This is a genomic window from Advenella sp. (genome assembly GCF_052108595.1).
Taxonomy (GTDB): domain Bacteria; phylum Pseudomonadota; class Gammaproteobacteria; order Burkholderiales; family Burkholderiaceae_B; genus Advenella.
In genome coordinates this window covers 1-24935 of the sequence record NZ_JBQEAU010000063.1, presented here as the reverse complement: position 1 = coordinate 24935, position 24935 = coordinate 1, and the positions used below count along the sequence as shown (strand labels likewise).

22 protein-coding genes, 1 tRNA gene and 2 pseudogenes are annotated in these 24935 nt (G+C 52.4%); 15 read left to right on the top strand and 10 right to left on the bottom strand.

Annotated features, from left to right (window positions below; all coding sequences use genetic code 11):
* From der to ACTIKR_RS12395, 13 genes are all read left to right on the top strand, one after another.
* On the top strand, positions 1 to 1138 hold a 1138-nt coding region (gene der, locus ACTIKR_RS12455), incomplete at its 5' end, for a ribosome biogenesis GTPase Der (RefSeq protein ID WP_442327985.1).
* A gap of 3 nt (positions 1139 to 1141) precedes the next feature.
* Positions 1142 to 2215, top strand: coding sequence for a histidinol-phosphate transaminase (hisC, locus tag ACTIKR_RS12450; RefSeq protein WP_442327984.1), 1074 nt, complete (start codon positions 1142 to 1144; stop codon positions 2213 to 2215).
* A 128-nt stretch (positions 2216 to 2343) separates the two neighbouring features.
* Complete coding sequence (hfq, locus tag ACTIKR_RS12445; protein ID WP_193090132.1) at positions 2344 to 2586, top strand: RNA chaperone Hfq; 243 nt, start codon at positions 2344 to 2346, stop codon at positions 2584 to 2586.
* Between the two features lie 66 nt (positions 2587 to 2652).
* Complete coding sequence (gene hflX, locus ACTIKR_RS12440) at positions 2653 to 3741, top strand: GTPase HflX (protein WP_442327983.1); 1089 nt, start codon at positions 2653 to 2655, stop codon at positions 3739 to 3741.
* Positions 3728 to 5053 (top strand): FtsH protease activity modulator HflK, encoded by a 1326-nt coding sequence (gene hflK / locus ACTIKR_RS12435; RefSeq protein ID WP_193090134.1) that lies wholly within the window; start codon positions 3728 to 3730, stop codon positions 5051 to 5053. The genes hflX and hflK overlap by 14 nt, the downstream gene beginning before the upstream one ends.
* 11 nt (positions 5054 to 5064) lie before the next feature.
* The gene (hflC, locus tag ACTIKR_RS12430; protein WP_193090135.1) at positions 5065 to 5985 is read left to right on the top strand and encodes a protease modulator HflC; all 921 of its coding nucleotides are present in this window, start codon (positions 5065 to 5067) and stop codon (positions 5983 to 5985) included.
* 138 nt (positions 5986 to 6123) lie between these two features.
* Positions 6124 to 7287: an ATP phosphoribosyltransferase regulatory subunit gene (locus ACTIKR_RS12425; protein WP_193090136.1), complete on the top strand. Its 1164-nt coding sequence runs from the start codon at positions 6124 to 6126 to the stop codon at positions 7285 to 7287.
* Between the two features lie 60 nt (positions 7288 to 7347).
* Entirely contained in the window at positions 7348 to 8652 is a 1305-nt protein-coding gene (locus ACTIKR_RS12420) for an adenylosuccinate synthase (protein ID WP_193090137.1), read from the top strand.
* A gap of 13 nt (positions 8653 to 8665) precedes the next feature.
* Positions 8666 to 9208, top strand: coding sequence for a phosphoribosyltransferase (locus ACTIKR_RS12415; RefSeq protein ID WP_193090138.1), 543 nt, complete (start codon positions 8666 to 8668; stop codon positions 9206 to 9208).
* A gap of 69 nt (positions 9209 to 9277) precedes the next feature.
* Entirely contained in the window at positions 9278 to 9490 is a 213-nt protein-coding gene (gene rpsU / locus ACTIKR_RS12410; RefSeq protein WP_014750883.1) for a 30S ribosomal protein S21, read from the top strand.
* A 9-nt stretch (positions 9491 to 9499) separates the two neighbouring features.
* Entirely contained in the window at positions 9500 to 11392 is a 1893-nt protein-coding gene (dnaG, locus tag ACTIKR_RS12405) for a DNA primase (RefSeq protein ID WP_442327982.1), read from the top strand.
* Positions 11393 to 11549: 157 nt separating this feature from the next.
* On the top strand, positions 11550 to 14045 hold the full coding sequence (rpoD, locus tag ACTIKR_RS12400; RefSeq protein WP_442327981.1) for an RNA polymerase sigma factor RpoD: 2496 nt from the start codon (positions 11550 to 11552) through the stop codon (positions 14043 to 14045).
* 169 nt (positions 14046 to 14214) lie between these two features.
* A tRNA-Ile gene (locus ACTIKR_RS12395) sits at positions 14215 to 14291 on the top strand.
* Positions 14292 to 14327: 36 nt separating this feature from the next.
* Here ACTIKR_RS12395 and ACTIKR_RS12390 read toward each other — a convergent pair.
* Positions 14328 to 14636, bottom strand: a pseudogene (locus ACTIKR_RS12390) (tyrosine-type recombinase/integrase); the annotation flags it as partial.
* A gap of 868 nt (positions 14637 to 15504) precedes the next feature.
* Between ACTIKR_RS12390 and ACTIKR_RS12385 the strand changes: the two are divergent.
* Positions 15505 to 17136, top strand: coding sequence for a Hint domain-containing protein (locus ACTIKR_RS12385; RefSeq protein ID WP_442327980.1), 1632 nt, complete (start codon positions 15505 to 15507; stop codon positions 17134 to 17136).
* Between the two features lie 196 nt (positions 17137 to 17332).
* Here ACTIKR_RS12385 and ACTIKR_RS12380 read toward each other — a convergent pair whose 3' ends face one another.
* The 9 genes from ACTIKR_RS12380 to ACTIKR_RS12340 all read right to left on the bottom strand — a co-directional run bounded on the left by ACTIKR_RS12380 (position 17333) and on the right by ACTIKR_RS12340 (position 24451).
* Positions 17333 to 17665, bottom strand: coding sequence for a VOC family protein (locus tag ACTIKR_RS12380; RefSeq protein ID WP_442327979.1), 333 nt, complete (start codon positions 17663 to 17665; stop codon positions 17333 to 17335).
* A 408-nt stretch (positions 17666 to 18073) separates the two neighbouring features.
* Positions 18074 to 18493 carry a type II toxin-antitoxin system HicB family antitoxin gene (locus tag ACTIKR_RS12375; protein ID WP_193090151.1) on the bottom strand — a complete coding sequence of 140 codons (420 nt, stop codon included), beginning with the start codon at positions 18491 to 18493 and terminating at the stop codon, positions 18074 to 18076.
* 77 nt (positions 18494 to 18570) lie between these two features.
* Positions 18571 to 18756, bottom strand: a complete 186-nt coding sequence (locus ACTIKR_RS12370) for a type II toxin-antitoxin system HicA family toxin (protein ID WP_193090152.1) — start codon at positions 18754 to 18756, stop codon at positions 18571 to 18573.
* Positions 18757 to 19226: 470 nt separating this feature from the next.
* Positions 19227 to 20210: an LLM class flavin-dependent oxidoreductase gene (locus tag ACTIKR_RS12365; protein WP_442327978.1), complete on the bottom strand. Its 984-nt coding sequence runs from the start codon at positions 20208 to 20210 to the stop codon at positions 19227 to 19229.
* A complete protein-coding gene (locus ACTIKR_RS12360) occupies positions 20207 to 21301 on the bottom strand; it encodes a Gfo/Idh/MocA family protein (RefSeq protein WP_442327977.1) in 1095 nt (364 codons plus the stop codon). The genes ACTIKR_RS12365 and ACTIKR_RS12360 overlap by 4 nt, the downstream gene beginning before the upstream one ends.
* On the bottom strand, positions 21294 to 21938 hold the full coding sequence (locus tag ACTIKR_RS12355; protein ID WP_442327976.1) for a TetR/AcrR family transcriptional regulator: 645 nt from the start codon (positions 21936 to 21938) through the stop codon (positions 21294 to 21296). Before ACTIKR_RS12355 ends, ACTIKR_RS12360 begins: the two co-directional genes overlap by 8 nt.
* Positions 21939 to 22878: 940 nt before the next feature.
* On the bottom strand, positions 22879 to 23208 hold the full coding sequence (locus tag ACTIKR_RS12350) for a hypothetical protein (RefSeq protein WP_193090156.1): 330 nt from the start codon (positions 23206 to 23208) through the stop codon (positions 22879 to 22881).
* 395 nt (positions 23209 to 23603) lie between these two features.
* Entirely contained in the window at positions 23604 to 23972 is a 369-nt protein-coding gene (locus tag ACTIKR_RS12345) for a hypothetical protein (RefSeq protein WP_442327975.1), read from the bottom strand.
* Between the two features lie 146 nt (positions 23973 to 24118).
* Entirely contained in the window at positions 24119 to 24451 is a 333-nt protein-coding gene (locus ACTIKR_RS12340; RefSeq protein ID WP_442327974.1) for a YciI family protein, read from the bottom strand.
* 364 nt (positions 24452 to 24815) lie between these two features.
* Here ACTIKR_RS12340 and ACTIKR_RS12335 point away from each other — a divergent pair.
* Positions 24816 to 24935: pseudogene (locus tag ACTIKR_RS12335) on the top strand (GFA family protein); the annotation flags it as partial.

Here is a 24935-nt window from a genome sequence, read left to right as displayed (position 1 = left end):
CCGCCTGTTGCGCAAGACCCGGGCGCATGTCTTTCTGGCCGTGAACAAGGCCGAAGGCATGAACCATGGCGTAGCCACGGCAGACTTTCATGAGCTTGGCCTGGGCGAGCCCTATGCGATTTCATCGGCTCATGGCGATGGCGTCGTCGATCTTATCGAGACTGCGCTGGCCGACGTGCTGGCAAAGAGTCAGCCTGCGGATAAGGGTGAAGCTGGCCAAGACGAGCAAGCCGATGAGGTGGAGCTGTCTGACGAGCAGATTGCCCAGGTGCTGGCGACAGCCGACACAACAGAGGACGAGGCTGAAGCCACGCCTGACGATTTTACCGATCATCGTCTGAAGCTGGCTATTGTGGGGCGCCCCAACGTTGGCAAATCCACGCTCATCAATACGCTGCTGGGCGAAGAGCGAGTTATCGCCTTTGACATGCCCGGCACCACGCGGGATGCGATTGAAATTGAATTTGAACGCAACGGTCGTCTGTATACCCTAATCGATACAGCAGGCCTGCGCAAGCGCGGCAAAGTGTTCGAATCGATCGAAAAATTCTCGGTGATCAAAACGCTGCAGGCGATTGAAGCCAGTAATGTGGTTGTGCTCATGCTTGATGCGCAAAGCGAGATTTCAGAACAGGATGCACACATTGCCGGGTTCGTGCTTGAGACCGGCAGAGCGCTGGTGGTGGCCATCAACAAGTGGGACGGCCTGGATCGCGATAAACGTGACTGGATCGAACGCGAGTTTGAGCGCAAGCTGCGATTCCTGTCATTTGCCAAAATGCATACCATTTCCGCGCTCAAAGGCGCAGGCATTACGCAATTGATGCGTTCAGTGCATGAAGCGCATGCTGCCGCGTTTGCCAAGCTGTCAACACCCAAGCTTACCCGCGAACTGCATGCCGCAGTCGAGCAGCAGCAACCGCCGCGCAAGGGGATTTTCCGGCCCAAGATGCGTTATGCGCACCAGGGCGGACAGAACCCGCCACTCATTGTCATTCATGGCAATGCGCTGGATGCGATTCCGGAATCCTACCGTCGTTACCTCGAATCCAGAATGCGTACTGTATTCAAGCTGGAGGGGACACCGCTACGGATCGAGTTCAAATCTTCCAAAAATCCATACAAGAAAGCAGAGTAAAAAATGAGTGCGTACTGGAGTGATTTTGTCAAAACGCTGGATCCCTATGTGCCTGGCGAGCAACCGAAACAGACGGATTTGATCAAGCTCAACACCAACGAGTCACCCTTTGCGCCGTCACCTGCGGTTCTTGAGGCGATCCGCCAGGCAACGGCGGATCAACTGCGCCTGTATCCCAGTCCTGAGAGCGACCGCCTGCGCACGGCTCTGGGCAAGTATTACGACTTGCCGGTAGACCATGTGTTTGCCGGCAATGGCTCCGACGAAGTGCTGGCGCATCTTTTCCTAAGCCTGTTCCGCCACCATGGCAAGCAGATCCTGTTTCCCGATATTACATACAGCTTCTATCCGGTCTATTGCCGGCTTTATGACATTGATTATCAGAATGTCCCGCTGGCGGAAGACTTCAGTATTCGTATTCAGGATTATCTGGCGTTGCCGGCTGAGTCTGTCAGTGCCGTCATCTTCCCCAATCCGAATGCGCCAACCGGCATTGCGCTTAAATGTGCCGAGATCGAACAGCTGCTGATCCAGCGCCCGCAGTGGGTGATTGCCGTTGACGAGGCCTATGTCGATTTTGGTGCAGAGTCATGTGTGCCGCTGATCAAAAAATACAAGAATCTGGTAGTGTTGCAAACGATCTCAAAATCCCGCTCGCTGGCTGGCTTGCGGGTTGGCTTTGCGCTGGGCCAGCCCGAACTGCTGGAGGGATTGGTCCGCGTCAAGAACAGTTTTAATTCGTATCCGGTTGATCGTCTTGCCGAAGCGGGCGCCATTGCAGCGTTTGACGATCAGGCATACTTTGAGCAAACAACACGGGAAGTTGCCGCCACGCGTGACGCGCTGACCGAGGCATTGCACGAGCTGGGTTTTGTTGTGTTGCCGTCCAAGGCGAATTTTGTTTTCGTATCGCATCCGCGGCATGATGCAGCACAGCTGCTGACGGCATTGCGGTCTCACGCCATTTTGGTGCGCCACTTTCGCCACCCGCGTATCGCTTCATTTCTACGTGTTACGATTGGCACAAAAAAACAGTGCGAAACACTCATTAAGTCATTGTCTGAAATAGTTTCTTAATCTAATATAGCAAATTACTGCTTTTTTTCTGATTGATCCTGTATTGTCTTTTGTGGCTGATCAATAATCAGGTAAATCAGTAAAGTCGTTTTCAGTTGTAAACCCAAATAACATATGGAGCCTAGCCAATGAGCACTAAAGGGCAATCACTACAAGATCCTTTCCTGAACGCGTTACGTAAAGAACATGTTCCCGTTTCCATTTATCTTGTAAATGGAATCAAATTGCAAGGGCAAATCGAATCCTTTGACCAGTACGTCGTATTGCTGCGCAATACGGTAACGCAAATGGTCTACAAGCATGCTATTTCAACAGTTGTTCCCGCAAGGGCCGTCAGTTTTCAAATTGACACACCAGCTGAACAGGAATAACAACCTCAGGTTTTCGCAAAAGCCCGCCAAGCTCTCTTGTGCGGGCCTTTTGTTTTTCAGGACGCTATGCGCGTATTAATTATTAGTGTAGATTCAGGCGATCTGGATCATCCGGCACATGCCGAAGAATTTCAAATGCTGGCCGAAGGGGCGGGCGCAGAGATTGCGGGCACCCTTACCGTAAAAAGAGACAAACCTGACGCAGCCTACTACATAGGTAAAGGCAAGCTCGAGGATGCGGTGGCCATGGCCGAGGCCGAGGACGTTGAGCTGATTCTTTTCGATCAGCCGCTGAGCCCGGCACAACAGCGCAATCTGGAGCGCGCATTCGAACGACGCGTGGTAGATCGGGTTGCGCTTATTCTGGATATTTTTGCCTTGCGTGCCAAGAGTCACGAGGGCAAGCTGCAGGTTGAGCTTGCCCAGTTACAGCATTTGGTTACGCGTCTTACACGAATGTGGACCCACCTTGAGCGACAACGGGGTGGTATTGGCATGCGCGGGCCTGGTGAATCCCAACTGGAAATGGACCGTCGCATGATTGGCTCCAAGGTCAAGGTGCTGCGCGAGCGCCTGGCGCGGGTAGAGCGTCAGCGCAAGACGCAGCGACGCTCGCGGGTCCGCAGCAATACATTGTCGGTATCGCTGGTCGGCTATACCAACGCCGGTAAAAGTACGCTGTTTAATGCCCTGACCAGAGCAGATGCCTACGCGGCCGACCAGCTTTTTGCCACGCTCGATACCACGACCAGGAAAATATGGATCGAGGGCGCCGGCAATGTAGTTATTTCCGATACGGTGGGCTTTATCCGAGATCTGCCCACGACGCTGATTGCCGCCTTCAAGGCGACACTTGAAGAGACGGTGCATGCAGACCTTTTACTGCACGTGGTGGATGCGGCAAGTCCGCAAAGAGATGAGCAGATTGCCGAAGTTGATAAAGTTTTAGAAGAAATTGGGGCCAATGAGATCCCTTGTATCCTTATTTACAATAAAATAGATCAAGCGGGCTACGAACCGCAAGTAGAAAGAAACGAAAAGGGCGAACCGGCCCGTATATTTGTGAGTGCACTACAACGAACTGGTCTGGATGGGTTGCGCGGGGCAATCGCTGAGTTCAGGCCTTCAATAGGAAACGAAGTTGCGATTCTTTAATCTTTTTAATCTTAATGATCCGGGCTGGGGTCGAGGAAGCCAGAATAACAATAATTCCGACGACCCATCGAAGCGTCCTGGCAGGCCCAATGAGGGTCCGCCAGATCTCGATCAGGTCTGGAATGATTTTAACAAACGGCTCAAATCCATTTTCGGCAAGAAGCAGGGCGGTGGCAATAACGGGTTCGACCGCCCTCCGCAAAATAATGGGTTTTCCCCTTCGCCAAAGGCGACACGGCTGGGTATCGTGTTCATCATCATTGCCGCGCTGGCGCTATGGCTGGTAAGCGGCTTCTACATCGTCCGTGAGGGTTATGTGGGCGTGGTCACGCAGTTCGGTCGCTACCAAGCCACGGTACTGCCAGGCTTGCACTGGCATATACCAACGCCTATTCAAGGCGTTGAAAAGGTCGATATTTCAAGTGTGCGTAATTTTACATTTGGCTATAAAAACGACCTGAGCAACAAGGTACCGGCCGAATCTCTCATGCTGACTGAGGAGGAGAATATCGTTGAGGTGCAATTTGCAGTGCATTATCGCCTTAAAACCGAACTGACTCCAGACGCAGTGACACAGCGCTCACCTGCAGCCGATTTCCTGTTCTCCATGGTCAATCCTACCGAGGCAGTACGCCAGGCCGGTGAGACTGCAATGCGCGAAATCGTGGGTAAGGAATCTATGAATAATATTCTGTACGAAAGTCGTACAGCGGCGGCCAACAACGTCATGAAGTTGATGCAGCAGATTCTGAACCGCTACCGTTCCGGTATCGAAGTGACTTCTGTCGCGATCCAGAACGTGCAGCCTCCAGAGCAAGTGCAGGCGGCATTCGAAGATGCGATCAAGGCCGGTCAGGATAACGAACGGCAGAAAAACGAAGGTAATGCTTACGCCAGTAAGGTTATTCCTGAGGCTCGAGGTCGTGCCTCGCGTCTGGTTGAAAGTGCCGAAGGCTATCGCGAAGCAATCGTGACGCAGGCCAAAGGTCTGGCATCACGTTTTGAAAGCGTTCAGGCCGAGTACGCGAAGGCGCCGGAAGTAACCCGCGAACGGATCTATATTTCTACGCTGCGAGAGGTATTTGAAAATACCTCGAAAGTGCTTCTTGATACCAAAGATGGTAACAATATGATGTATTTGCCGATAGACAAGATCCTCGAGGGTCAGACCGGGCAGAAGCAACAGCCACGCAAGCCAGACAATGATTCATCCTCGTCAAATTCGTCGACGGACAGTCCGTCGACCGGCAATACCGCGGCAACACGCAACGATAATCGTTTGCGCCGTGATGATTTTGACCGCAGCAGGTAAGAGGACTTATCATGAATAAAACAATTTTCGGGGCGGTCGTCTTTGTTATCGCCGCATTTCTTTTTTCCTCGTCGGTGTATACCGTGAGTGAACGCAATACAGCGTTGGTGTTCAAACTCGGGCAATGGAAACGTACGGTTTCCGAGCCCGGACTGCATTTTAAATGGCCAGCGCCCATGGAAACTGTCGTCAAGCTCGACAAACGCATTCAGACAATTGAGTCGGGCGATGCAGAGCGCATCCAGACTTCTGAAAAGAAGAACCTGATCATCGATTCTTACGTCAAATGGCGCATTATTGACCCGCTGCGGTACTACATTTCTTTTGGTAATCGCCTTGATGCGGCACAGAACCGGCTGGGTGCGCAAATTCGCGATGCATTGAATGCTTCGGTGAATACGCGTACTGTTCGTGATGTGATTTCGCAAGAGCGACATATTGTGATGGATGAAATCGTAAAAAATGTCGAACAGCGTGCCAAACCGCTAGGTATCGAAGTTGTCGACGTACGTCTCAAACGCATCGAATTTTCACCCGAGGTGTCTGAGTCGGTATATGCCAGAATGCAGGCAGAGCGTAAGGAAGAAGCCAACAGCCTGCGCGCCAACGGTGCTGCCGACAAGGAGCGTATTCAGGCTGGAGCAGATCGTAAGGTACGAGTAGAACTGGCTGAGGCCGAGGCAAAAGCCGAAGTGTTGCGCGGGCAGGGCGATGCCGAAGCGGCCGAGATTTATGCTACAGCCTATGGCAAGGATCCGGAGTTCTTCAGCTTCTACAATAGTATGGACGCGTATCGCAATGCATTCAGCAGCCGCAACGATTTGCTGGTTGTTGATCCGGCCTCCGACTTCTTCCGTTATTTCAACCAGTCTGGCATCAGCGGACAGGGTTCGACTGCGGGCGGAGCGCGCCAGCCGCTACCGGTACAATAATTCGCAAAATAACCATTTGCGCGACTTACAGTTAATTAAAGAGTACAATATACTGTAAGTTTTAAGTCACTTTATCTATGCGATTCGGCTGCTTACGCAACCGGGTCGCATTTTTATTTGTTTTCTCCATTTTCGGACATGACGACAAGCAACTGGCTACTCCCTGAACATCTATCCGATATTCTGCCCGCAGAAGCGCGCCGAATCGAAGAACTGCGTCGTGCGATGCTGGATCTGTATCGCAACTGCGGTTTTGAACTGGTCGCGCCGCCGCTGGTTGAATATACCGATTCACTGTTCGTTGGCAACAGCCACGATCTTAAGCTGCAAACCAATAAATTGGTGGATCAGCTCTCGGGCCGCACCATGGGTGTGCGCGCCGACATGACCTCGCAGGTTGCGCGCATTGATGCGCACTTGCTCAATCGTGAAGGGGTGGCCCGGCTTTGTTACTGCGGCAGCGTGCTGCACGCCCGTCCTTCGGGTTTATTGGCAGATCGTGAGTTGTTGCAGATCGGCGCCGAAATTTATGGCTATGCCGGCTACGAAGCAGACTTGCAGATTATCCAGCTGGCACTGGACAGCCTCGTCCTGGCGGGTATAGAAAATGCCAGCCTGGACCTGAATCATCCGGGCGTATCGCGCGCGCTTATCGAAGCCGCGGGTCTGCAGGATCAGGCTGGCGAAGTGCTGTCGCTGCTCAAGGAAAAAGACGTTCCCGGGCTGCGGCAGTTGTTTGAGGCTACTCCCGGCGTGCCGGATGATATTGCCGCTGCATTGATTCGCCTGCCGTCGTTGTATGGCGATGTCGCGGTGCTTGCCGAGGCTGCCTCTGCCTTGCCCGATCTGCCTGGCATTCGTGCCGCATTGCAGGCGTTGCGAACCCTGGTGGAAACGCTTGACGTGACTGCGGTCGGGATAGATCTGGCCGACGTCAAGGGCTATGATTATCATTCCGGCGTCAGCTTCGCCATTTTTGGCCGTGGTTGGCCCGACGCCATTGTTCGCGGTGGTCGGTACGACAATGCCGGCACCTCCTTCGGGCGCGCGCGCGCGGCTACCGGCTTCAGTTTGGATCTGCGCAAGGTTTCTGCCGGCCTGGCTCCGGCCGAACCGTCCCGGGCCGTGCGGGCTCCGTGGGATTCAGATCCCGCGCTGGGCGAAAAGATTCGCCAGCTTCGACAGGACGGCAATGTGGTGGTTCAGTTTTTTCCGGGCACCACGCAAAGTATTGATGAATTTGTTTTCGACCGTGAGCTGATTTGCGACAACGGTCAATGGGTGCTGAAAAGTACCAACTAATCGGGTCCTGCTGATTTGTTTCAGCAGGAATGAGATGAACTTTTGTACAAAGTCACTTTTATGAGCAAGAACGTAGTGGTAATTGGCACCCAATGGGGTGACGAAGGCAAGGGAAAGATCGTTGACTGGCTGGCCGAGTCAGCACAGGGCGTTGTGCGCTTTCAGGGCGGTCACAATGCCGGTCATACTCTCTGGATCAATGGCAAGCGTACCGTCCTGCGGCTCATTCCGTCAGGCATTATGCACCCTCACGCCATTTGCTATATTGGCAACGGCGTGGTGCTGTCGCCCGAGGCGCTGCTCAAGGAAATTGAAGAGCTTGAAGCGGCTGGCCTGGACGTACGCAGTCGCTTGCGCATTTCCGAAGCGTGCCCGCTGATCCTGCCATATCACGTGGCGGTGGACCAGGCCCGTGAGGCCCGCAAGGGTGAGAACAAGATCGGCACGACGGGGCGCGGAATCGGCCCTGCCTATGAAGACAAGGTGGCGCGTCGCGCCCTGCGCGTGCAGGATCTGTACGATCTTGATGTCTTTGATGAAAAACTCAAGGAAGTGCTGGAGTACCACAACTTCATTCTGACCCAGTACCTGGGCGCCGAACCGGTATCCTTTGACGAAGTGAAAAACCAGGCGCTGGCGCTGGCCCCGGTGATCAAGCCCATGGTGGCCGACGTCTCCGCTCTGCTGTACCAGGCGGAGAAAGAAGGGCAGCAGCTGCTGTTCGAAGGCGCGCAGGGCGCGCTGCTGGACGTCGATCACGGCACCTATCCGTTTGTCACCAGCAGCAACTGTATTGCCGGCGCGGCATCGGCAGGTGCCGGCGTGGGCCCGCAACGCCTCAATTATGTATTGGGTATCACCAAGGCTTACACCACCCGTGTCGGCTCCGGCCCGTTCCCGACCGAACTGACGGACGAAGTCGGGGCCCGCATTGCGAAAGTCGGCAACGAATTTGGCGCGGTAACCGGCCGTCCACGTCGTTGTGGCTGGTTTGATGGCGCCGCGCTCAAGCGTTCGGTCATCATCAACGGCATTAGCGGCCTGTGTGTCACCAAGCTTGATGTGCTGGACGGGCTGGAAAGCATTGGCCTGTGCACCGGCTATATGCTGGACGGCAAGAAAATCGATTTGTTGCCATATGGCTACAAAGCAGTGGAAAGGGCCGAACCTATTCTTGAAACCATGCCGGGCTGGAGCGATTCCACTGTCGGCGTCAAGGAATACGATAAACTGCCGGAAAATGCTCGCCGTTTCCTGACGCGTATTGAAGAGATCTGTGAAGTGCCAGTCGATATTATTTCCACCGGGCCGGACCGCATGGAGACCATTTTACGTCGCCATCCGTTCCTGGATCAGACAGCCTGAAGGACAACAGAACATGAGTGCGCCAGAAAATTCTGACAAACATTTGTGGATCAGCTGGGATGAATATAACCGGCTGATCGAACGGCTTGCCCTGGTAGTTCATCAATCCGGCTGGAAATTCGACAAGATCCTGTGCCTGGCGCGGGGCGGGGTACGGGTTGGCGATGTGCTATCCCGCATTTTCGATGTACCGCTGGGCATTCTTGCCACAAGCAGCTATCGGGAAGCGGCCGGTACCGTTCAGGGCCAGCTGGATATCGCCAAATTCATTACTATCACCCGCGGCACGCTCGACGGCCGCGTATTGCTGGTGGACGATATGGTTGATACCGGGTTGACCTTTGCCCGAGTCCAGGAGCACCTGGTGACGCAATATCCTGCCATTACAGAGCTGCGATCTGCCGTTTTGTGGTGGAAAGGCCACGCCAAGGCGGAACCCGATTATTACATCGACCAGCTGCCCACTAATCCGTGGATTCATCAGCCGTTTGAAGATTACGACAGTTTGCGGCCTCATCAGCTGGAGGCCTGGGTAAGAAAAGGTACACAATCTTAAGATTGTGTGCTAAAATCCTTGATTATCCAAGATTTTTTCTTCCAATTTTAAAGAACACGCCTACAATTCATGCCTAACGTACGCTTAAAAGAGAACGAGCCATTTGAAGCCGCACTTCGCCGCTTCAAACGCACTATCGAAAAAACCGGTCTGCTGACAGAACTGCGCTCACGCGAATTCTACGAAAAACCAACAGCAGAGCGCAAACGCAAGCACGCTGCTGCGGTTAAACGTCACTACAAACGTATCCGTAGCCAGCAATTGCCTCCACGCATGTATTAATGTGCACAGTTGATTCCTGACAGCTTTGTTCAGGACTTGCTGGCACGGGTCGACGTTGTCGATGTTGTTGGCAAGTACGTTCAACTTAGAAAGGGCGGAGCGAATTTACTCGGCCTTTGCCCCTTTCACAACGAAAAATCGCCTTCCTTTACCGTTAGTCCCACCAAACAGTTTTATCACTGCTTTGGCTGTGGCGCGCATGGTACTGCCATCACATTCCTTATGGAGCACACCGGGGCCTCGTTTCCCGAAGCGGTGCGGTCTCTGGCTGCGAATGTGGGTATGGTCGTGCCCGAAGAGCAGCGCAGCCCACAGCAACAGGTGCGTGCGCGCGAACAAAAGGCGGAAGTCAATCGACATCAGCAGGTACTTGAGAAAGCCCAGGCACGTTATCTGGCGCTGCTCAGGGAAAGCCAGGATGCCATTGCCTACCTCAAGCAACGGGGAATTACCGGCAAAACCGCCAAGCTTTTCGGGCTGGGCTGGTCTGGCCATGATCGCAGCGGGCTAAAACAGGTTTTTGATAACTATGATGACCCGTTATTGACCGAAGCCGGCCTGGTCATCGAGTCCGATGATGGCAGGCGCTATGACCGTTTCCGCGAACGGATCATGTTTCCCATCATCAATGCGAAGGGTAACCTGATCGGCTTTGGTGGTCGGATCATTGGCAAGGGTGAGCCCAAATACCTGAATTCCCCGGAAACCCCGTTGTTCAACAAGGGTCAGGAGCTATACGGTCTTTGGGAAAACCGCCAGGGTATCCGGCAAGAAGGCTGTGTGCTCGTCGTTGAGGGTTACATGGATGTAGTGGGACTGGCGCAGCAGGGCATCGGATTTGCGGTGGCCACACTGGGCACGGCAACCACGCCGACCCATATCCAGAAATTGCTACGCACCAGCGATCGCATCGTTTTCAGTTTTGATGGCGACGGGGCAGGCCGTCGTGCAGCCTGGAAAGCCCTGAATGTGTGTTTGCCATTTCTGCGCGACGATATCTCCTTGCGATTCCTGTTTCTGCCCAATGAACACGACCCTGATTCCTTTGTGCGCGACCTGGGCCCGGAAGCGTTCCACAAAGAGCTTGCGCAGTCACGCGTGTTGTCTACGTTTCTGCTTGAAGAGCTGGCTTCTCGCCATAATTTGAACGAAGCCGAGGGCAGGGCAGCCTGCCTGCATGAAGCCCGTCCCCTGATCTCGGCCATTCCGGCTTCGGGCATCCGAACGCAGATCGAGAATGATTTTGCCAAACTGGTGTCATTGACCTCTGCCGAGTTACTGACCGACCTTGCTCGCTTTGAAGAAGCGGCCCAAAAGCGCCAGGACTGGCAAAAATCGCTGCCCGAAGCGCCCGCGAAAAACCAGGGCGCCGCCCAGGATGGTTCTCCATTTGGTTCTGGCTTTGGCTCGCCCTTTGATCTTGCGCCAGCCTCGTTTGAGCCCAAGCCGTCTGCCCGTTACGGGCGTGCCGGCAGCCGTCGGGGTGGCCGCCAGGTGACGCCGCTGGCCCGCAGGCTCATCAAGTTGCTGGCATCCAATCTGGAGCTGGTTCATAAAATAACCGACCAGCAGCTTGAAGTTTTGGGGTTTAGCCCCCAGTTTGCTTATGTAAGGGAATTTATTGCATTTGCTCAGACCACTCAGGCAACACACCTTGCGGCGCTCATACAGCGCGCCGAACCTGGCTCCGAAATAGCCAATATGCTGACTGGTCTGACAATTGACTCTTTCGACGAGGATGCCTTACCCGACCCCGCCGCAGAGTGGAATGATGCGCTGCGCAAAATTGAATTCGAACGCCTGAACCAGGATAAGGAAAACCTGGTTGCTGGCGGTTTGACAACGGCAGTGGATCGCGAACGATACAAGGCCATCAATGCCCGTATCAGATTGTTAAAATAAGGGTTTTATAAATTACTCGTGTATAATGTAAAGTTTGCTCGTCTCTATATATGCGCCTCCTTTTGCTGCTTAAATAAAAAATAACAAGCGGCGAAGCAGTGCGTGGTTTTGTTGTTTTTGTTTTGTTTGTGTTGATCTGAGATTGCCGGAACTGACTATGACCAAATCCAGTAGTAAACCAACTCCTTCCAAGACAGCAGTTAAGAAAGTGACCGCAAAGTCTTCTTCTAAAACCATAGCACCAGCCAGGTCTGCCCTGAAAAAAGGCAAGACGGTGCCAGCAGAGACCAAGGCAAGTCCTTCAGTGAAAAAAACGGCGGCTTCAGGCAAAGTCAGTAAGGCCGCCAAACCGGAAATGAATGTGAAAGATACTGCTGCAAAAGTAACCAAGTCAGCGCCTTCGGCTAAACCCGGGACAAAGGCACCGGCCAGCAAAACGGCGACAGCTGCGCAGGCAGAAGTCAAAACTGTAAAAACTGTCGCTGCCCAGGCAGGTGCCAAAACGGCATCGGCCCGTCCGGCTGCCAAAAAGGCTCCAGTCAAAACGGCTGCGTCCAAAACAGCGCAGGCAAAAGCTGCCGTGGATGACACGGACCTCGATCTGGACGACACCGATCTGGATCAGGAAAAAGCCGGTAAACGCAAGCCCAAAGTAGGAACTGGCCGCAAGCCTGGTCGTCCGTCAAAAAACAAGAGCAATGACGAAGATGATGAATTCCTCGAAGCCGAAGACGGCGAAGTAGAAGAGGTGCCAGATTTCAAACCAGCCAAGCGCGGCAAACGTGGTGCGAAAGATACCAAAGAGGTATCAAGTCGCGGCCCGGTCTCGCCTGAAGAACAGGAAGCGCGGCGTAACCGTCTTAAACTGCTCATCAAACTGGGCAAGGAACGGGGCTACCTTACCTACGGCGAAATCAATGACCATCTTCCCGATGATCTGGTGGATGCAGAGGCTATTGACGGCATCATCAGTACCTTCAGCGATATGGGCATCTCTGTCTACGACCAGGCGCCCGATGCAGAAGCGCTGCTGCTGAGCGACAACGCACCCGTAGCGTCATCCGACGACGACGTGGAAGACGAAGCTGAAGCTGCGCTCACCACTGTGGATTCCGACTTTGGGCGCACCACCGACCCAGTCCGCATGTATATGCGCGAAATGGGCACGGTTGAGTTGCTGACACGTGAAGGCGAGATTGAAATTGCCAAGCGTATTGAGGAAGGCCTCAAGCATATGGTTATGGCCATTGCTGCCTGCCCGACTACGATCCAGGAAATTTTGAACCACATCCAGCGTGTTCGCGATGGTCAGGCCCAGATTGACGAAGTCGTCGATGGCCTTGTCACTGAGGACGGCGAAGAATATGCCGGTTCAGGCGTGCAGGAAGAAGACGAGAGTGACGACGGCCCGGCCGGCGGCATGAGCAGCAAGCAGTTGGAAATGCTGCGTCAACAGGCGCTGGAAAAATTCGATTCCGTTGAAAAATGGTTCGGCAAAATGCGCAGTGTTTACGAGCAAGGTGGCTATCGTACGCCCGATTACATCCGCTCTCAGGAAGCCATTCTTGAGGAACTGATGGGCGTGCGCTTTACAGCCAAAATGGTCGAGCGCCTTGCAGACACGCTGCGCAGCCAGGTTGAAGGAGTGCGTCAGCTGGAACGCGCCATCCTGCACACCTGCGTCGATCGTGTCGGCATGCCACGCTCTTACTTCATTAAAGTATTTCCCGGCCAGGAAACCAATCTGAACTGGGTGCAGGATGAAGTGAACAAGAACGCTGCCTACGCAGAAACGCTTGAGCGTTCCATTCCTGATATCCATGAAATTCAGCAAAAACTGATAGACCTGGAAAATGCCGTTGTTCTGCCGCTCAAAGACCTGAAAGACGTGAATAAGCGCATGGTCACCGGTGAAGCCAAGGCCAAGAAAGCCAAACGCGAAATGATCGAAGCCAACTTGCGGCTGGTTATCTCTATTGCCAAGAAATACACCAACCGCGGGCTGCAGTTCCTTGATCTGATTCAGGAAGGCAATATCGGCCTGATGAAAGCCGTGGACAAATTCGAATACCGTCGAGGCTACAAGTTTTCTACGTACGCCACATGGTGGATTCGCCAGGCCATTACGCGTTCGATTGCCGACCAGGCGCGCACGATCCGTATTCCGGTTCACATGATTGAAACCATCAACAAGATGAACCGTATTAATCGTCAGATTTTGCAGGAAACAGGCACCGAGCCCGATCCGGCAACACTGGCGCAGAAAATGGATATGCCGGAAGAGAAGATTCGCAAAATCCTCAAAATTGCCAAAGAGCCCATTTCCATGGAAACGCCGATTGGTGACGATGACGATTCGCATTTGGGCGACTTCATCGAGGACAACGCCACCCTGGCGCCATCAGACAATGCACTGTATGGCTCCATGCGCGATGCCTTCAAGGAAGTGCTTGACTCTCTGACGCCACGTGAAGCCAAAGTGCTGCGCATGCGGTTCGGTATCGGCATCAGTTCAGACCAAACGCTGGAAGAGGTGGGTAAACAGTTTGACGTAACTCGCGAGCGGATCCGTCAGATAGAAGCCAAGGCCTTGCGCAAGTTGCGTCATCCAAGCAGAGCTGATAAACTTAAAAGCTTTCTTGAAAACCAGTAATTAAATTTGCCGATCGCGCGTGGGTATTTGAAGAAATACTTGGCGTTAGTTAGACGTTAAGCGCAGGCCAAATTTAAATGTAGTTAGCAAGAAAAAAGCCGGAAATTGGCCGCATTTGTCAGGTGTTTTATACACAAGATAGTCTGACAGGCGGCCAAAATAATGGATACCCCCTGTAGCTCAGTTGGTTAGAGCAGAGGACTCATAATCCTTTGGTCGCTGGTTCGAGTCCAGCCGGGGGGACCAAAGAAATCTTTTAGAATCAAGCAATTAGCCGCTCCGTCAAGCGGCTTTTTTCTTGTCTGAGTCCTTGGTGTGGCGTAAGTGTGGTGTAAATTCCGTCGCATTGACGTAATTTGCCAAATGGCCAGCATCCAAATGGGCATACTTCTGCACCATCTCGATAGTTTCCCATCCCCCCAATTCTTTGAGCACCATTAGCGGCGTGCCCGATTGGACATGCCAACTTGCCCAGGTATGACGTAAGTCATGGAATTTGAGCGGTTTGATGCTCGATAAAATGGCCGCGCGATCTAGCGTGCGCTTATCTACTTGAGTCACACGCATGCCACTTTCGCGTGTGAAACAATACTCAGTCCCGGCGGTTCTCTTTACTCAAGGAGGGCGATTGCTTCACTGTTCAACGGCATAGGGCGTGATCGGCCATTTTCAGGACGGTGCCACCTAGGAAATGCTTCCACAAAATTGATCGGACGGTACCCATTTGAAAATGAATTATGGTCGACAAAAAGATAGCCCTGACAATTGGAAGAGTTCTCGCTAGTAGCACTTTTATCATAAGCCCTCTCAGCAGCTTATGTGTAGGGTACGCGCTCCATAAAGCGCCAGCATAGACAATGGAACGACACGGGCCGACATTGACGGACAGGTTTCTCAAGATCTTATCGGAATAGTTATTGAGGGGGATCAGGCGCTCCGGCAGCTGAATGCGCTGCAGGACTGGGCAGAAATAGTTACGACGGACCAGACGGCTGCGCCAGGCAAATAGCCTCATCGCCGTGCTGAGCCACATTAATCAGCTTGTTTCGCTCCTGGCATCCCGAGCAGATGAAAAAACAGCCGTCCCTGTTTATTTCCACCTCAACAGCTTGAAACATGATGTCCAAGCCGCAATTTACACACGTCCACATAGCGCATGCCTCTGATCGGTCATAATTTGGTAACAGACATCGTAGACCTGTCGTGTGACGCTTTTCTTACCGCCAGCCAACTTGAGTCACTATCCCAATAGTGATTGCACAGACTGTCGCCGATTCCTGTCTACGCTGACAATTAGTTCAATATTTTTTCATATGCCATTGTTTTTATTTAAAAATCATTGATTTTCTACTGACATCTGTTAATAATTTGTCTATAAAATATTTCAATTATTTACAAACGTAAGGGTGAATAAGCTAAGCCACCCATCAAATAAACCAATTAACAGGATAGGTGAACCATGGCAGATATATATATTGATGATTCCATAGATCAACTGACAGTTGATCAAGCTGACTACGAAGTAGACGGTACGCTTAATGTGCAGGTGGGGGTTAGGAGCCTTTATCTTGGCGATTTAATAATCACAAATTCGTCCGATTCTCCTGACGCGCTCAAGTTGACAGTCTTGAAGGAAGACCCCGAGCTTCACCTGATCCAGCCTACCAATTTATTTTTAGACGATGGTGCTAATGTCAAACTTGTTGCGTATGATGCATCGGCGGATATGGAGCCCTATCTAAGGATTGATAATGGTTCCACGCTTGAACTTACATCAGAGTTGCTATCCAGTGGGCAAGTCCCTTTTTATATTCGGGTTTTGGGGAGCAGCAAGCTTATATATGACTCGACAGGAACCAATATTGATCAGTCCAGCTCAGTGATTCACTTAGATGTTATGGAGCCTGGTTCTCAATTACAGGTTATCGGCGCTGATAGTTATAGTCATGTCGATGGTGTACTTATTTTCAAAAACAGTGATGGTGAAATCGTTGGCAATTTCGACGCCCCATGGATAAATGACCCTATGGAATTGGAAGGTGACATGCTGACAATCACATGTTACTTAAAAGGTACACACATCGCGACACCCGACGGGGAAGTCAAAGTCGAAACCTTAAAAGCAGGTGATAAAGTACTGACCGCTACTGGTGGTGTTGCCACAGTCAAATGGCTGGGCTTTCGCAAACTGAACAGAAACCGCATCCCCGAATCTCACGTTTTACGCGCTTCTCCAATTCGTATTTGTAAAGGCGCTTTCGCTGAAAATATTCCCCACCGTGATCTGACTGTCTCTCCTGGCCACCGGTTCAACTTTGACGGCGCCCTGGTTCCCGCCCTGTCCTTGGTTAACGGCATCACCATTATCCAGGACTTCGATGTTCAGCAGTTCGAGTACTATCACGTTGAACTGGAAAAATTCGACATGCTACTTGCCGAAGGCACTGCTGCAGAAAGCTATCTGGACGTTGGCGATTATCGCCAATCATTTGAAAACGCCCATACCGTTGCCGCGCATCCTGATTTCGGGCCTGCGCCTGAGCGTGTTGTTCTGCCTGATTACGTTCAGAAAATTACACCTGAAATCATTCAACCCATTCGCCAGGAACTGTTCGGTCGTGTACAGGCATTGACCGGTGCAACGCGCTCAGGTGACGCCAATCTGCGTATTGAGGCAAATGGTGTAATGATCGCTTCACTGACTCCATGCGCTAAACGCGGAGTGTATCGTTTCGACCTCCCCACAGGACTGCAATCTGACATCCGCATCCTATCGAACTCAACTGTCATACGTGAGACATCGCTCAACAGCCGTCGCGATATGCGCATAGTTGGTGTTGGTCTGAACGAGATCGTTCTGGTTGTAGATGGTATTCGTCATCAAATTGATATTACAGATAAGTACCTTACGGGCTTGCACGATGTTCAGGAGGTGAACAACACAAATATGCGCTGGACGACGGGCGAGGCAGTAATTCCGGCAAACCTAGTGCCGGCATCAAAAGGTTCTATTGCCTTGGATTTGAGTGTCTTGCGTACAAATATGTACTGGACGTCCGGCGAGCAGCTAAAAGCACGGAAAGCAGCCTGACAGTGGACGCATTTAGCAATCGGCTATAAGGAGAGCCGCACTCTTGTGCGGCTTTTTCTACACATACAGGCCACGCATATCCTTGGATCTCGTCGCAGAATATCGATCCGACTCACGGCTCTGGCTGATTCTTCAGCACATCAAGCACATCCTCAAGTTTTGTTATACATTCTTTTCGCGCGGTGCCGCTTATCCGCTATTCTGGGTTTGAAATACGCTGGGTCAGATCCGCTCGTTCTTGTCCAAATTTAATCAGGTTGCCGTCGGGATCGAAAACGTAAAGTTCATCCATACACCACGCAGTGTTTACAATGCCTCCCAAAGACGATAGCTTGGCGCTTAATTCATTATGAACTGCTTGAATATCTGAAACACGCCGATAGCAGGAAGTATTTTCTGCAATATTTCTGTCGCTACAGTTCCAAAAACGGAGTTCAGTTTCTCCTCGAGCCGCAATGTCGCATGTATCGCGTATCTGAGAGGTCTTAAATTCGAGCACCGATTTGTAGAATGAAAGAGTGCGTTTCATGTCCAACGACGCGAGGACCGGTATAGCTTTGCCAAAATTTGTACTCACCATCATTGCTCCAAAATTCGAAATATACCTGAGTTGAGTGCAGCCGACCCTGCGTAAATATATAGTGAAAGTGCCAGAGCTTACCCGCTATAAATAGCGTCCCGGATCTTTAACAGCTCGTTTCGAGTGAGGAGGGGGGGCTACTTCGCCACCGTGGCTAAATCGTGACTGAATTTCACGGGCCGTAACAAAAGTGAGAAACCACGGCGTCCAGTGAGTCCCTATTTTGTGCTGTCACCCGGCTTCAGCTAACAACAGGTTCATGGCGCGTCCACTCAGACTTCGAGCCTTTCCTAGTTCGGTTGGCGTGAACTGGTCGGCTTGTTCTAAAAAGAAACCCGCCCTATAGGCGGGTCATCTCTATACGATGCTAATACTTATCTGCTTTCCAAGTTTGTGATACGCAGATTCGATGAACTCCAATTTTGTCGAGTGCTGTAAATCAAAAAGGCGATCCACCTGGGGCATATGAACATCAAGGCGACGTGCCAATTCTGCTTTTCGTACTTTTTGGCCGAGCATTTCGTTCATTAACAAAACTTTGGCAGTTACCAAAGCCTGCAGGGTGACTGCAGGTTGAGCTTTTTTTACTTTGGAAGGCATTGGAATCTGACGTTTTTCGTCGAAATAGATTTCAAGCGCTGCTACCAGCGCTTCCTCAGCGTTCAATAACGCTTCCTGTTCATCGTCCCCGACAGAGTTTGCTTCTGGTATATCGGGAAATCCGACCAGTAAAGTGCCATTATCGTCTGGCGTGAGCGTGACTGGATAAATTAGCATGGTGAACTCCTACAATTATTTCTAAAAACTCCAGGGCTATGTCCGATCGTAGAAGGCGCTTTCGAGCCTCTCAAGTACTATTTAATTCCAAGATCCTTCTTAATTTTATGAACCAAACCGGTACCGATTTCTTTTGATCCATGATTTGGAAAAATCGTTGTTTTCCCATTAAGCGTTACCTTGAGGTGGCTAGATCCGGAGCGGTGCATTTGAAAAGTTGCACCTTGTTTCTCTAACCACTTTCGGAACTCGCTGTACTTCATAGTCGCTCTGTATGATTTGATAAACAAATTATACAACAAAAATGTTGTATAATTTAATATAAAATTAAATAAATATGTTGTGTTTTTCGGGCGTTGTCTATATCCACGGGCTGCTGGTAGCCTTTCGCGCCCGTCCATTCAAGCCAGCCGTCGGCAGGCACACCCATACGTCCGTGTACCGTCAGCGTTTCCAGGATAGGGAGTTATTCAGCGCCTTGTCCATGCGAGCGTTGCTCACTGGTAATCGTTTGTACCTGGGACGGGGCATATCCCCAGAATTGGCGTTTCAGACTAAGGGGCCAGCCAAAGCCGTCATCAGGACGCGGCGGAACGCCCCAAAGAAGCAGGAAGGGCCGGCAGAGCACCGGCGGTTTGATTGGGCCGCTCGACCCACGAAAGTCGAAGTCTCGGCATCCCGCATGAATTTAAGCCAACGCCCGGCCAGTTCGGCTGCTGCGAGCAATCCTGGTCTATGACTTCATCGCCTCGGCGATCAGTTCGACTGAACGCAGTCGCGCCTGATGGTCGTAGAGGTCGGAGACGATCATCAACTCGTCGGCACTCGTTTCGGCAATAAACGCTTGCAGACCTGTGCGCACGGTATCTGCGGAACCGACAACCGAACGCGCCAGCATGCGCATGGCCTGTGCCTTTTCCTGAGGCGACCAGTAGGTTTCGATATCGTCGATGGGCGGCTTGCTGACCCCTTGCCGAGCCCGGAACATGTCGGCAAACGACATCTGCTGGGTGGTCGCGAGCCGCTTTGCTTCGTGGTCCGTATCGGCGGCGATGACGTTGATGCCGATCATTGCATAGGGCCGGTCAAGTTGCTTGCTAGGCTTGAAGCGGCTGCGGTAGATGTCGAGGGCAGGTCGCAGCATGTCCGGTGCAAAATGCGAAGCGAAGGAGTAAGGCAGGCCGAGTTCGGCCGCCAGCGTCGCCCCGAAATTGCTCGAACCCAGTATCCACAGCGGCACGTTGGTTCCGGCCGCCGGCACGGCAATAATGCGCTGATCTGGAGCGGCAGGCGCAAGAAACGCCTGGAGTTCCTGCACATCCTGCGGAAACTGTTCGGAGGCGCTGGCAGAGCGCCGCATCGCTCGCACTGCGATCTGATCGGTGCCCGGCGCGCGGCCCAGCCCCAGATCGATGCGTCCAGGGTAGAGTCGCTCCAGCGTGCCGAACTGTTCGGCGATGATGTAGGGCGCGTGGTTCGGCAGCATGATGCCGCCGGCGCCGACCCGGATCGTCCTGGAGCCGCTGGCGATGTGGGCGATGGCTATCGAGGTTGCGGCGCTGGCAATCCCCACCATGTTATGGTGCTCGGCGACCCAGATGCGCTTGTAGCCCCATTTCTCCGCATGAGATGCAAGGTCTCGAGCGTTGTCGAGCGCCATCCGGGCGTCGGTGTCCTGCGTGACTCGGACAAGTTCCAGTAGCGAGAGGGCCGTCATTTCGACTCCTTCCCGGCAGCGGAATGCTCGATCGCATCGACTGTCTCATGCAACTCGACGGCGTCGCTAAAGCTGGGCGCCGAGCGTGTGCCGGAACGGATATCCTGCGCGATCAAGGCATAGACGCGGGCGACATTGCGGGCGACCGAGTTATCTGGCCAGTCGCTATAGGCCGAGGCGGGCGGCGTCAACGGAGCAAGCTCGCTCGTATCACCGTTGGCGCCGCGAATGGTCAACTGAACCATCTGTCCGTGGCCATTAGCGCCTGTTACCTGGATGTCGCCTTCCGTGCCGTTGATCTCCCACAGCAGGTTGGTGCCTCGGGACATGCCTCCGCGATAATGGATTGAGAATGCGGCCCCGCTCTCAAGCGCGCCATGTACGAGGATCTGATCATGCGAGGTTGAGGGAATCATCTTGTCCGTATCGGTGACATACACGGTACTGCGGCGGTTGATCATGCGTGCGGACAAGCCGCCGAAACCACCCAGTACCTCGCGCATACCGGCAAGCGTATGTCCCAAGGGGATGCTGAGCAGGGTTGCCCCATTGCTCTTATCATAAAGATAGGCATGGGCTGCGTCGGTTTCGCCGCCCCATGAGCGACCACTGCCCACAAGCGTCGTCGAGAGCACCTCGCCAACATAACCGTCAGCGATGAGTTGGCGAAGGTACTCAATCTCTGGGGCGACGCGCATTTGTGTACCGACTGCCGCGACAACGCCCTTGGTTTCTGCAAGATCGGCCAATTCCCGCGCCTCGGCGAGGCCGTTGCCTAGCGGCCATTCACAATAAACGTGCTTACCCGCGTTCAACGCCGCTACCACCAGTTCGCGGTGATGCGGTACCTTGACGGTGACGACGACCAGGTCGATCTCGGGCGAATTGACTAGCGCTTGCGCATTCTCAAATGCATGCGGCAGGCCGAATGCTTCGGCGGCGTTCCTGGCGCTGGCAAGGCTGGTGTTCGCGACGCCAGCGACGACAAAGTCGTTCGGTAGGGCCTTCAGCGCCGGAATATGGGCCGTGGCGGCCCAGTGAATGCCCGGATTAAGGCCGATGAATCCAACACGGATTGGCTTGTCAGTCATGTGGTGCTCCAGCTTTGCTAATGGGGTAGGGCAGATTGGCCGCATCCTGGACCGTTCCGCTATTGAGATAACCGAAGGCGAGGATCTCCTCTATTTGCTCCGGGGTTGCGCCATATTTGCCGGCCTTATCGCGGACGAAAGCCGAGCCCGCTGCGCTTAGAAACAGCGCGGGGGCGGAAACCGACTGCCTGGCTGCGCCTTCGGCCTGGGCGCGTGAGAGAAACTCGGCCGTTATCGAGACGAGTGTGCTACAGGTGACGGCCAAAGGCGACGCCTGGGCTTCGAAGGCGTTTATTAACGGTTGAGGCAGACCGTTGAAGGCACTGAGATAGTCCTTGAGCGCTATCATCCAGGCGCGAAGCGCAGTCTGCGCGCACGGCTTCGCTGAGGCTTCATCGCGACGGGACAGGAGCTCCTCCTGCCGTTGATGTAGCACCTCGCACAGTAAGTGTTCGCGCGTCGGAAAATGGCGATACAGCGTGCCGGGTCCAACCTTCGCTTCCCGCGCAATTTCGTCGAGCGACGTATTCACGCCATGCGCAGCAAAGTGCCGCGCCGCAATTTTGAGAATGCTGTCGCGATTTCGCCGCGCATCTGCGCGCAGTGAGCCCTTCTCTTCGGGCCGATTCGTGATCATAGGTAGGTCCCTTTCGACACTCTAGCAGGTAAATAGAGACATGCTCCAGGCAGCACGTTTATTATATGGAGATAGTCTCCGTATAATAAACGGAGACCACCTCCGTGTCAATCTGATGCAATCAAAGGGAGTGAACGCCGACGGCACGGAACTGTATAGGCCTGACTAACGCCGATAGCTAATTCTGTGGCGCACCAAGTTTTGTAAGACGCTCCTTGCAGTCCTTTCCATCGACGTGAAACCGTAGGATTTTTTAATGGGTCTCTCCTAAACAGGCGTTGTATTCAGCCATTCAATGTATTTTTCTGAGACCTAAGCTGCTTCATTATTGTTTAGACCTGCCCCATGGTCCAAAAAAACAGTCTCAGGTAGTGGACTAAAAATGCTAAAGTTCTTTATGAAAAAAGGACTAATTTCGTTCACTATGATGTTTTTCAGGCTTTCGAGTGAGTAGGGGTTGCGAGAAGGCGTTGGGTAAGGTCAAAGAATGAGTGCGTAATCCTTCGTGAATTCCGGTAATGACTGTCAGTAAGCACGACAAAACAGGTGTGGCATAAGTGTGTCATGAGTGGCTGAAAACAATGGAAATTGATCGCAAAAATGCTGCATATCGCATCAGTGCGTTAATTTGTAGGTCATTAAACTTAAATGGATAATGGTTTACAGCGCTTTGCAATAAATACGACTCATAGTCCTTTGGTCGCTGGTTCGAGTCCAGCCGGGGGACCAAAGAAAGCCTTTAGAATCAATAAAAAAAGCCGTTTTATTAAGCGGCTTTTGTTGTCTGGAATGGCGAAAATTCAGATTATATTGGACTGCTTCCAATCGCGAGCACGATATCAACCAGGGAAAAAATGAGAAAAAACCAACGAGAAAAGTGGAAACATCGCTGAGAGACCGATCAAAACCCGCCAACTGATGGTGGGTCTTAATTTGCGATCTATCCCAACTCATGGGTCTCACGATAACTGCTCGATATCGCCCGGCTCCCGCCATTTGGAAGTTTATCCAATGACGTGCCTTCATCATTGATTTTGAAATGTTGGGAATTATTCTGCTCGCACAGGTTCAGGAATGCTGCATCGAGGGCGAAAGTGTCAGCTTCGAACGCTGATTCATAGACCGTTACAGTTCCGCCACTGTTGAGATAAAACTTGAATATATCTCCTTGCACCGACGGCATTGTATATTGAGGCCCCTTCCGATATCTCCCCACATACAGGTTAGGGGATCGGGTCAACTGTTGATTCGCCCATTGAAAGAAATTCACCGCATATCTCCTTGTTTAAGTAACCACTATACACCGTTCTCTATAGGCAAAAAAAACCAGCCGTCAAGGCTGGTAAATCACCCAAATAGCAGGTGAGGAGACAGGTCAATTATAAAGCCTGGCAGGATACGGGATATTCAAGGATTGTTAATTATCTGAGTGAGGTCAGTGGAGCGTTAGAATCAACGGGAACTGGCAAGGCAGCAATTTCGGCAGATATGGTTGTGCGTCTTTCTATTCTGCTTGGAACGAGCAGTGGGTTATGAGCAGGTATGCAGTCTGACTATAATCTATGGCAAGCAGAGCAAATCAGGCATGATTTTGTTGTGCCGTTAACTAAAGCAATAGCATAAAATCAATGCATTTTCTCCTGATGATGGTAAATAGTCGCCAGGTTATAAAAAGGCACCTGTTTTTGGGCGCGTTTCCCAACTCCCATCATAAGGCACCCAGCCCATAACCGGCTCATTGGTTTTCTTATTGATTCGGGGCGCGCCATGTTTGTCGGTCACTTGGCCGCGATACATGATTTTAAGGCCGCGTGTGCGCATATGCTTCTTGGCAAGATCGATCCAGTCCTGGCAAAACTGCGGGGCATCAAAGGTGAGCGATACCTGCCGATGGGTGCCGGTCTTGTATATGTGTTCTTCATAGCCGTCGTAGAAAGCCTGTGTGGAGGCATTCCATTCGGGAGGAGGAGATTTCTTGCTTGCCGATTGTCTGGCAATGACATCTGTCATGCCGAATACACAAAATGCACTCATCGCTTTTACATCTGGTGGGGAAGGGTAAAGATGCGAGATTTTATATGCGACCCGCAGTTAAAGCAAACGGTATGCCATCATATATCTGATACCGGCCTAAGCGCACGCAATCGTGTCTGACCGCTTCCTGTGTCATCGAGCCTGGGTTACGACGGCTGTTCCAGTGGCCACACCTCTACGACACCATGTGCGACAGCGCAGGGGGTTCTTGACACCATTTCTATGGCCTCGGCCATGTCTTTAGCCTCGATAATGGCGAACCCGGCCACCGGCATGGATGATTTCATGAACGGCTCACTCGTTGTCACGACCTGGGTCGCGTCGGCGTTGCGAACTTGCACCGGGCGGCCCGCGATACCCATCAATACGCCGGCTTCCTGCAATTTCGCGTCGTGTGCGTGGGCGGCGTTTCGGACGTCAACTGCGGTGCGATCGTAGCCTTCCCGATCCCCATATCCGATCGTTACAAATTTGGGCATAGGTCGTCTCCTGTAGTTAGCTAAGGTATGGGCTTGTCTACAAGCCGCGTACCATAAATCATACATCAACACCAACGGCACATCCGATCCAACGCGCGCAATCACTGGCGCACGCTGAATGCTCTGATGAGCAGGTGATTGTACCGGACGGTAGCTGGTGGACGAGGGCGGTGGTTGCGGATTGAACGTCAGCGAATCAGACAGTACATGTCAGGCCTGATCGACACTGGTTCCTATTTGCCTGCTACTATTAATTAATTGGCAGGAGGACCAAATGACCAAGCTCCAAGGAAGCTGCCTCTGTGGCGGTGTTCGATAGCAAATAAACGGGCCGTTAACTGGGGCACTGAATTGCCATTGTTCGATGTGTCGTAAGGCGCATGGGTCGGCTTTTCGAAGTCGGGCGAGGGTGAAGGCGAGAGATGTTGGATTTTTGCAAGGTGAGGAATTGGTGAAATTTTACGAATCTTCGCCAGGAACTCAT

Bases quoted from the DNA above. Each gene is read 5' to 3' on its own strand.
- hflC (WP_193090135.1), top strand. From the start codon at position 5,065: ATGAATAAAACAATTTTCGGGGCGGTCGTCTTTGTTATCGCCGCATTT.
- ACTIKR_RS12355 (WP_442327976.1), bottom strand. From the start codon at position 21,938: ATGATCACGAATCGGCCCGAAGAGAAGGGCTCACTGCGCGCAGATGCG.
- ACTIKR_RS12425 (WP_193090136.1), top strand. From the start codon at position 6,124: ATGACGACAAGCAACTGGCTACTCCCTGAACATCTATCCGATATTCTG.
- ACTIKR_RS12345 (WP_442327975.1), bottom strand. From the start codon at position 23,972: ATGAGTGCATTTTGTGTATTCGGCATGACAGATGTCATTGCCAGACAA.
- ACTIKR_RS12365 (WP_442327978.1), bottom strand. From the start codon at position 20,210: ATGACGGCCCTCTCGCTACTGGAACTTGTCCGAGTCACGCAGGACACC.
- ACTIKR_RS12415 (WP_193090138.1), top strand. From the start codon at position 8,666: ATGAGTGCGCCAGAAAATTCTGACAAACATTTGTGGATCAGCTGGGAT.
- ACTIKR_RS12385 (WP_442327980.1), top strand. From the start codon at position 15,505: ATGGCAGATATATATATTGATGATTCCATAGATCAACTGACAGTTGAT.
- ACTIKR_RS12420 (WP_193090137.1), top strand. From the start codon at position 7,348: ATGAGCAAGAACGTAGTGGTAATTGGCACCCAATGGGGTGACGAAGGC.
- ACTIKR_RS12380 (WP_442327979.1), bottom strand. From the start codon at position 17,665: ATGAAACGCACTCTTTCATTCTACAAATCGGTGCTCGAATTTAAGACC.
- ACTIKR_RS12340 (WP_442327974.1), bottom strand. From the start codon at position 24,451: ATGCCCAAATTTGTAACGATCGGATATGGGGATCGGGAAGGCTACGAT.
- hfq (WP_193090132.1), top strand. From the start codon at position 2,344: ATGAGCACTAAAGGGCAATCACTACAAGATCCTTTCCTGAACGCGTTA.
- rpoD (WP_442327981.1), top strand. From the start codon at position 11,550: ATGACCAAATCCAGTAGTAAACCAACTCCTTCCAAGACAGCAGTTAAG.
- hisC (WP_442327984.1), top strand. From the start codon at position 1,142: ATGAGTGCGTACTGGAGTGATTTTGTCAAAACGCTGGATCCCTATGTG.
- ACTIKR_RS12370 (WP_193090152.1), bottom strand. From the start codon at position 18,756: ATGAAGTACAGCGAGTTCCGAAAGTGGTTAGAGAAACAAGGTGCAACT.
- ACTIKR_RS12360 (WP_442327977.1), bottom strand. From the start codon at position 21,301: ATGACTGACAAGCCAATCCGTGTTGGATTCATCGGCCTTAATCCGGGC.
- ACTIKR_RS12375 (WP_193090151.1), bottom strand. From the start codon at position 18,493: ATGCTAATTTATCCAGTCACGCTCACGCCAGACGATAATGGCACTTTA.
- rpsU (WP_014750883.1), top strand. From the start codon at position 9,278: ATGCCTAACGTACGCTTAAAAGAGAACGAGCCATTTGAAGCCGCACTT.
- hflX (WP_442327983.1), top strand. From the start codon at position 2,653: ATGCGCGTATTAATTATTAGTGTAGATTCAGGCGATCTGGATCATCCG.